Origin of the sequence: Devosia insulae DS-56, assembly GCF_000970465.2 — a bacterium.
Classification (GTDB): Bacteria; Pseudomonadota; Alphaproteobacteria; order Rhizobiales; family Devosiaceae; genus Devosia_A; species Devosia_A insulae.
Map to the genome: position 1 here is coordinate 1 of NZ_LAJE02000006.1, position 8,338 is coordinate 8,338.

At 66.7% G+C, this 8,338-nt stretch carries 5 protein-coding genes; 2 read left to right on the plus strand and 3 right to left on the minus strand.

The features are described 5' to 3' along the window. Positions 1–267: 267 nt before the first annotated feature. Genes VW23_RS00295 through VW23_RS00305 form a run of 3 tightly spaced genes read right to left on the minus strand, consistent with a single transcriptional unit; the run spans position 268 to position 6,058 of the window. Positions 268–1,674 carry an efflux transporter outer membrane subunit gene (locus tag VW23_RS00295; protein WP_084645384.1) on the minus strand — a complete coding sequence of 469 codons (1,407 nt, stop codon included), beginning with the start codon at positions 1,672–1,674 and terminating at the stop codon, positions 268–270. Positions 1,675–1,696: 22 nt separating this feature from the next. Continuing rightward, a complete protein-coding gene (locus VW23_RS00300; protein ID WP_069907607.1) occupies positions 1,697–4,831 on the minus strand; it encodes an efflux RND transporter permease subunit in 3,135 nt (1,044 codons plus the stop codon). Between the two features lie 3 nt (positions 4,832–4,834). Next, complete coding sequence (locus VW23_RS00305) at positions 4,835–6,058, minus strand: efflux RND transporter periplasmic adaptor subunit (protein WP_069907608.1); 1,224 nt, start codon at positions 6,056–6,058, stop codon at positions 4,835–4,837. 183 nt (positions 6,059–6,241) lie between these two features. On the opposite strand from VW23_RS00305, the gene VW23_RS00310 reads away from it, so the two are divergent. Both VW23_RS00310 and VW23_RS00315 read left to right on the plus strand, forming a co-directional pair. Beyond that, complete coding sequence (locus VW23_RS00310; protein ID WP_342029905.1) at positions 6,242–6,934, plus strand: response regulator transcription factor; 693 nt, start codon at positions 6,242–6,244, stop codon at positions 6,932–6,934. After that, positions 6,931–8,338 (plus strand): sensor histidine kinase (locus tag VW23_RS00315; RefSeq protein WP_069907610.1); only part of this gene is annotated, 1,408 nt, incomplete at its 3' end. The genes VW23_RS00310 and VW23_RS00315, both read left to right, overlap by 4 nt.

Consider the following 8,338-nt stretch of genomic DNA (forward strand, 5'->3'; position numbering starts at 1 on the left):
AGGCCACCAAGCCAACCCCAGAACAGCCGACATCGCGCACAAATACGACCGGGTCACCCTCACCTGGCCCATCCCGCTCGCCCAATCGCAACCAACCTGCCGAAACCACCCTTTGCGCAACAGGCCCATAAAGGGGGAGGTCAAGAGCCGAGGCTCTGTCTTCGATCGTGCCTAACGCACCGGCGGGGCACCTCCCCCTTTAAGGGGGAGGATGGGAGGGGGCCGTCTGCCGGTAGTTGATCGCTATGTCGGAACCGCAGGACTCGCTCACTTCCCCGCCGGCAACGCTCCGATCCCACCGCCAACAGCCACGTTCAGCGCCACATAGTTGCTCGCATACTGCCGCGTCGACGTGGCCAGCTGGGCCTTGGCGTCGAACAGGCTGCGTTCGGCGTTGAGCACGTCGAGGATCTGCCCCTGCCCTTCCTGGTAGCTCTTCCGCGCCAGTTCGAGCTGCCGCTGCGCGCTGTCCGACACCTTTGTCGCCGCATCGATGCTGCGGCCGTCGCGCCGCACCGCGGCCAGCGCATTCTCGGTCTCCTCGATGGCGCCGCGCACCGCGCTCTGCCAGCTGAGATAGGCCTGGTTCACCTTCGACAACGCCGCCTGGTGGTTGGCCCTGGCCCGCCCGCCATCGAGGAACGGCAGGCTGAGCGTCGGCCCGAACCCCCAGCTGGTGGTATTGCCGCCGGCCAGCGCCGCCAGCTGAATATTGCCGCTGAGCGTGATCGACGGATACAGTTGCGCTTCGGCGATCCCGGCATTGGCGGTCGCCGCGAAGAGCGCGCGCTCGGCCGCCTGGATGTCCGGCCGCTGCCGGATCAGGTCGGCCGGAACGCCGGCATTGACCTTGGCCCGCGGCCAGGGCTGCGGCGCGCCCTTGATCAGGTCCTTTTCGATCGCGCCCGTCGATTGCGCCGTCAGCGTCGCCAGCCGGTTGAGGCTGCGGACGAACCCGAGCTCCTGGCTCGGCAGCTGCAGCGAAGCCGCATCGAGCGCACTCTGCGCCTGCAGCACGTCGAGCTGCGAGCCGGCGCCGTTGTTGAGCAGCGACTGGGTCAGCTCCAGCGTCTGCTGGCGGGTGGCGAGGCTCGAGCGGGTGAGCGCCAGCGATTCCTGATAGTAACGGAGGTCGATATAGGCGTTGGTGAGTTCCGACAGGAAGGTCAGCCGCGCCGTATCGGCCGAGAGGTAGGCCTGATCGAGACCGGCCTCGGCGGCCTTCCTCGAATTGGCATATTGCCCGAACAGATCGAGCATCCACGAGGCGGTCGCGCCATAGGTGACCGACGAACTCGACGCGCCCGGGCCGCCGCTTTCGCGCCCGGCGACGCTGCCCGAGGCCGAGGGCAGCACGGTGGCGCCGACGGCGATCATCCCGGCATTGGCCTCGTTGATCCGCTCCACCGCCTGGGCGATCGAGAGGTTCTGGCTAAGGCCCCGATCGATCAGCCGGCTCAGCCGCTGGTCGCGGAACGCCGTCCACCAGGCCTTGTTGCTGTTGTCGACGGAAGCCTTGGCGCCGGGCGAGGCGCTGAAGCTCGTCGCCACCGCCATCTGCGGCTTCTGGTAGGCGAGCGAGGAACAGCCCGCCAGGAGCGCCGCGATGCTGACGGCAACGAGCAGTCGGGGCAGGCGCGCGGCGCGCGCCTGCAAAGCCGGTGCGGTGATCATGATCAGTCCTTGGGTTATCGGATCAGTGCGGGGCGACCTCGGCCGCCTCAGGCGTTGGGTGATGCTGCGCCGGCTCGCGCCGACGCAGCACACGCTTGACCAGTCCGCTCAACGAGTCGGTGTAGGTCAGCATCACGGGAACGACGACCAGCGTCAGCAGCGTCGAGCTGATCAGCCCGCCGATCACCGCATGGGCCATCGGCGCATTCTGGCTCGAGCCTTCATGGAGGCTCAGCGCCAAGGGCAGCATGCCGAACACCATGGCCAGCGTCGTCATGATGATCGGGCGGAAGCGGGTGACCCCGGCTTCGACCAGCGCGTCATAGAGGTTCCAGCCCTCGCGCACATGCTGGTTGGCATTGTCGACGAGCAGGATGGCGTTCTTCACCACGAGGCCCATCAGCATGATGAAGCCGATCATCGACATCATGTTGAGCGTCGAGCCGCCGATCAGCAGCCCGACCAGGACACCGATCAGCGACAGCGGCAGCGCCATCATGATGGCGATGGGCTGGACGAAACTGCCGAACTGGCTGGCCAGCACCAGGTAGATGAACACCACCGCGAGCAGCAGCGCCGAGCCGGCCGAGGAGCCGATATCGCCCAGCTGCTCGGCATCGCCGCCCATCGATATGCGGTAGCCCGCGGGCATCTCGATCGCGTCGATCGCTGCCTGGATCCTGGGCATCACCTCGCCGATATTTGCGCCGCTCAGATTGGCGTCGACCGTCACCTGCCGCGACAGGTCCTGCCGGTTGATCTCGGCCGGGCCGGTCGAGGTCTCGATATCGGCGATGTCGCCGAGCCGGATCACCGAGCTGTCATTGCGGCTGATCGGCAGGTTGGAGAGCAGCTCAACGCTGTTGCGCTCGCCTTCTGGCAACCGCACCACCAGCTTGTAGGTTTCTTCCGCCGGCGAGGTCCACTCGCTGACCTCTTCGCCACTGAGCATCGGCTGCAGCACCGCACCCACCTGCTGCAGCGAGATGCCGGCTTCGCTGGCGAGGTCGCGATTGACCCGGATGCCGACGATCGGCTGCGCCGCATCGAGCGAGGTCTCGATGTCGGTGAGGCCGGGGATCTGAGCGAGCTTTGCTGCCAGCTGGTCGGTCAGATCGCCGAGCACCGCAAAGCTGTCGCCATAGGCAGTGACCTGGATCGGCTTGCTCAGGCTGCCGAAGCCGCTCGAGACGCCGACAATGGTCTTCACCCCCGGCACCTGAGCGAGAAGATCTCGAACTGGCGCCGTCATTTCGTGCGGCATCAGCTGCCGTTCGCCCGGCGGCACCATGGTGACGACGACGGTACCGGCATTATTGCTCGAGACGCCCTGCCCGCCGGCAACGGTGGCATAGGTGCGCTTCACTTCCGGCAAGGTGCGCAGCAGCGCTTCGACCTGCCGGACCTTCTGGCCGGTATAGTCGAGCGAGGAGCCCTGCGGCGTCTCCACTTCGACCTGGAATTCGCTGTTATCGGTGGCCGGCGACACCTCGAAGCCGACCAGCGGCACCAAAGCGAAACTGGCGAAGAACAACACCACGGCGGTGGCGAGCGTCGTCATCCGATGCCGCAGGCACCAGCGCAGCAGCGCCCGATAGCCGCCGGCGCACCATTCGAAGAACTGGTCGAACTTCGCCACCGCCCGGCCCAGCGGGCCGCGCTTGGCGCCCGGCTCGGAATCCGGGTCGTGCCACACCGACGACATCATCGGGTCGAGCGTGAAGGCGACGAACAGAGAGATCAGCACCGCCACCGAGACGGTGACGCCGAACTGCAGGAAGAACCGCCCCATGATGCCGTCCATGAAGGCGACGGGGAGAAACACCGCGACGATCGACAGCGTCGTCGCCAGCACCGCGAGGCCGATCTCGTTGGTGCCATCGAGCGCCGCCTGCACGTGGTTCTTGCCCATATGCAGGTGCCGCATGATGTTCTCGCGCACCACGATGGCGTCGTCGATCAGGATGCCCACCGACAGCGACAGCGCCATCAGCGTCATCATGTTGAGCGTGAAGCCGAGCGCGAACAGCACCGTCATCGTGCCGATGATCGAGATCGGCAGCGTCAGCGCGGTGATGACGGTCGAACGCCACGAGTTGAGGAACAGGAAGACGATCAGCACGGCGAGCCCCGCGCCCTCGACGATCATGTTCTGCACCGTGTGGAAGGATTGCTCCACCGGCACGGCATTGTCGGCCACCACGTCGATGCTGACGCTCTCGGGCAGCTCGCGCTCCTGCAGCCGTTCGAGCTCCTGGTGCACGGCCTTGGCCACGCCCACGGTGTTGGCGCCCTGCACCTTGATGATGTTGATCGCCAGCGCCCGCTCGCCATTGATGAAAGCGAGGCTTGCCTCGTCGCCCTGCCCTTGGGTGATGGTCGCCACATCGCCAAGCCGCACGGCCTGGCCGCCGGTACGCGACACGATGATGTTGCGGAAATCCTCGACATCCTCGAGCCGGCCTTCGACCTGGATGGCGCGCGACACCGCGCCCTCGGTGATGGTGCCGGCCGGCAGGTCGAGATTGTTCTGGCGGATCGCCGAGATCACCTCGGACATGCTGACGCCGAACCCGTCGAGCCGGTCCGGATCGACCAGCACGTCGAGCTGCGCCGGCACCCCGCCGACGAGATCGGCGCTGCCGACGCCGGGAATGTTGCGCAGCCGGTTGACCACCACGTCATCGGCCAGCTGCGTCAGCTCGCGCGAGCTGAGCGTGTCGGAGCGGATGGCCAGCGACATGATCGGCATGGCGTTGGGGTCGAACCGCAGCACGCGCGGTTTATCAGCATTGTCGGGCAGGTTGGCTTCGATGCCGGCGATCTTGTCGCGCACCTCCTGCACCGCGTCGACCGAGCTCACCTCCATGTCGAACATCATGATGATCATAGCGGCGTTCTGCTGGGCGATCGATTGCAGCGTGTCGATGCCGCTGATCGAGTTCACCGCGTCTTCGATCGGCTTGATGATGTCGTTCTCGACCGATTGCGCCGAGGCGCCGGGATAGCTCACCACCACCGCAACGACCGGCAGGTCGATATTGGGCATCTGCTCGATCGAGAGGCGCGAGTAGGAGTAGAGGCCGAACACCAGCAGCGCCACCATGACCATGGTGGCGAAAACCGGGTGGCGAACGCTGATCTTGGTGAGGAACATCTATCAGTTCTCCACCACGGTGACGCGCATGCCGGGCTTCAGATCGTCGAGCTGGCCCGCGACATAGCTTTCGCCGGCCACGAGGCCCGAGGCGAGCTCGGTCATCCGGCCCGACGCCCACTGGCGCTTGACCTCGACCGGCTGGCGCAGCAGCGCGCCATCGGCGATCCGCAGCACATAGCGCCCGTCGGCATCCTCGCGCAAAGCCGCGTCGGGCACGGCAAACGCCCCCTTTGTTTCCTCGATGACGATGCTGCCCGAGGCGAACATGCCGCCACGGAGCTTGCCTTCGGGGTTGGGCACCGAGATCAGCACCGGGACGGTGCGCGTGCCCTTGGCCGCGACCGGGCTCACGCCCTCGACGGTGGCGGCAAAATTCTGGCCGGGCAGTCCCTCGACCGTGAGGGTCACAGGCTGCCCCGGCTTGAGGTTCGGGCTGGCGCTGACCGGCACATAGGCGGTCATTTCCATCATCGAGAGATCGACGAGATCGAACAAAGCCGCCCCTGATGTGATCAGCTGGCCGGGTTCGATCGAGCGTGCCGCGACGATGCCGTCGAACGGCGCGGTGATGGTGGCGTTGCGGATCACCAGTTCGGCGCCGGCGACCTGCGCCTCGAGCGCCGCGAGGTTGGCCTTCAGCGCTTCGATCGAGGCCTTCTCGGATTCCACAGTGGCGCTGGGGGTGAGGCCGCTATCGGCGAGGCGCAGGGTGCGCTCGAGCTGGTTTTCGGCCTGCGCCAGTTGCGCCCGCGTCGCCGCGGCAGTGCTGCGCTGCTGGCTCAGCTGGATCTGCGAAGTTTCGACATCGACCATGGCCAGCACATCGCCGGCTTTCACCTGGTCGCCGATGCGCACGTCGACGCTCTTCAGCGTGCCGTTGACCTGCGAGGCGATGGCAATGGAACGTCGCGGCATCAGCGAGCCCGTCGCCTTCAGCGTTTCCGACAGCGTCGCCGGCTGAGCCGTCGCGACGTCGATGGTCAGCAGGCGCTTCACCACATCCGCGGCCGGTGCGGCGGCTTCGGTCGGCGTCGAGGCCTGCGGGGCGAACACCTGCGGCAGCACGAACACCGCGAGGCCGACCACCACCACGGCGGCTCCGGCCCACAGCCAGGGGAAGCGCGTTGGCTCAATGCCGGCCGCCAGCAACGCCCGCTTTTTCAGTTCGCGCCGGCTCAGCGCCCATTCGGGCTTCGGCGTCGGCTGGATTGCGGGCTCGTCCATGGCGCAGTCCTCAGATAGATGGGTCCAAACGTCTCGCCGCCCTGGGGCGACCCGGGGCATTGCGAGGGATGGCTTGTCTGCCGCCAAGCTTGCATGAACCTTGCGTAGCCCCGGCGCAGCGCGCATGGGTCGGTTGCGCGGCCGGCGTCGCCCGGCGCAAGCTTTCGGCAAGCTTGATCGGCGATGACGACGAAGGAGGTGCCGATGCGGCTATTGCTGGTTGAAGACGAGCCCGACATGGCGACGCTGCTGCGCACGGCGCTCGCCAAACACGATTTCATCACAGATCACGTGCCCTCGATCGAGTTCGCCATCGAGGCGATCGAGACTGTGGCGCATGACCTCATCATCCTCGATCGGCAGCTCGGCGATGGCGACGGCGCCTCGCTGATCGCCCATATCCGGAAGCGCCGCCCGCACACCCCGATCGTCGTCCTCTCGGCCATGGGCGGCGCCAATCACCGCATCGAAGGGCTGAACCTCGGCGCCGACGATTACCTGGCGAAACCCTTCGTGGTCGACGAGCTGGTGGCGCGGCTCCGCGCCGTACTGCGCCGACCCAGCCAGGTGGAAACCGCGCCGCTGGCGATGGGCAACCTGTCGCTCGACCTCAACCACGGCGACGTCTTCGTTAGTGGCGAGAAGGTCGACCTGCCGCGCCGCGAGTACCTGGTGCTCGAAAGCCTGATGCGCCGGTCCGGCCGCACCGTCCGTCGCGCCGTGCTCGAAGAAGACGTTTATGGTTCGGACGACGAGATCCAGTCCAACTCACTCGAAGCCCATATCTCGCGGCTCAGGCGCAAGCTCGCCGAGGCCGGCAGCACGGTGGAAATCCACCCGGTGCGCGGCGTCGGGTACCTGCTCAGGCAATCATGACCCGCAAACCCAAAATCGTCCGGCTCGAACGCCGCCTCACCCGCCGCATGATCCAGGTGCAGGCCGTGGCTTTGCTGCTGTTCTTCGCGCTGGTGGTGTTTCCGCTCGGCATCTACCCGGCGCTTCGCTTCATCGACGCACCGCCGCTCGATCCGGGCAACCCCGAGGCTTTCGCCGAGGCGATCCGCCCCGCTGCAGATGGCGGCGCCCAGGTGGAAATGACGCCCAAGCTCAAGGCGCTGATCGCCGACAAGCCCGGGGTCTGGTTTCTCGCCTCGACCGAGGCGGGCACCACGGTTTCGTTCGGCAAGATTCCGGTGTTTTACGACGAGCTGAACACCGCACTCTGGGAGTTCGCCTCGGTCGACGTGCGCCCGCGCGCCGGGTCCCCGGTGGATGCGCTGCAGCTCGAACGGCACAAGAGTCAGATCGGCGATGTCATGGTGGCGTCGGGTGGTGGGCGCACCATCGGCGTGGTGTCGTTCGTCGCCGGCTTCTGGGCCCTGTTCAGCCTGTCCCTGCTCGCCATCACCACCATCGCTGCCGCCATCATCATCCCGCGGGTGATCCGGCGCGAGCTGCGTGGCCTGAAGCAGGCGGCCGAACAGGCCGAGCTGATCGATATCGATGCTCGCGGCACGCAGCTGCCCACCGAGAACGTGCCGCAGGAGGTCCGCGCTTTGGTCGACGCCGTCAATGGCGGCCTCGCCCGGCTCGACAAGGCCTATGCGCAGCGCGAGCGCTTCCTCGCGGACTCGGCGCATGAACTCCGCACCCCGATCGCTATCCTGCAGACCCGGCTGGAGACCGCCGAGCCGTTCCCCGAAAAGGCTCGCCTGCTGATGGATGTCGCCCGCCTCTCGAGCCTAGCCGACCAGTTGCTCGACCTGCAGCGCATGGACCTGGGCGAAACCAGCATGGAGCCGCTCGACCTGGTCGAGCTCGCCGGCAACGTGGTCAGCGATCTCGCCCCCCTCGCCCTCAATGCCGGCTATGAGCTGGCGGTCAACGCGCCTGATGCGCCGGTGCTGATCCGCGGCGACGAAGGCAGCCTCACCCGCGCCCTCGCCAATGTGGTGCAGAACGCCATCGTCCATGCCGCCAATCACGGCCAGATCATCGTCGAGGTCAGCCCCAACGGCACCATCTCGGTGATGGACGATGGCCCCGGCATCGCCCCGGCCGACCGCGAACGCATCTTCGAGCCGTTCTACCGCATCAAACCACTGGCCACCGGCGCCGGCCTGGGTCTGAACCTCGTCGCCTCGATCGTCCAGCGCCACAAAGGCCGCGTGGCGGTCACGGAGTCGCCGACCGGCGGGGCAAGATCTGTCTCTTATACCCCTCTCCCAGCCCACGCGCCCGGCAGCAACCCCTTATGCCGTCTTCTTCTTGTAACAAAAA

Excerpts from the sequence above, each read along its gene's own strand:
- VW23_RS00295 (WP_084645384.1), bottom strand. The coding sequence starts at position 1,674 with ATGATCACCGCACCGGCTTTGCAGGCGCGCGCCGCGCGCCTGCCCCGA.
- VW23_RS00300 (WP_069907607.1), bottom strand. The coding sequence starts at position 4,831 with ATGTTCCTCACCAAGATCAGCGTTCGCCACCCGGTTTTCGCCACCATG.
- VW23_RS00305 (WP_069907608.1), bottom strand. The coding sequence starts at position 6,058 with ATGGACGAGCCCGCAATCCAGCCGACGCCGAAGCCCGAATGGGCGCTG.
- VW23_RS00310 (WP_342029905.1), top strand. The coding sequence starts at position 6,242 with ATGACGACGAAGGAGGTGCCGATGCGGCTATTGCTGGTTGAAGACGAG.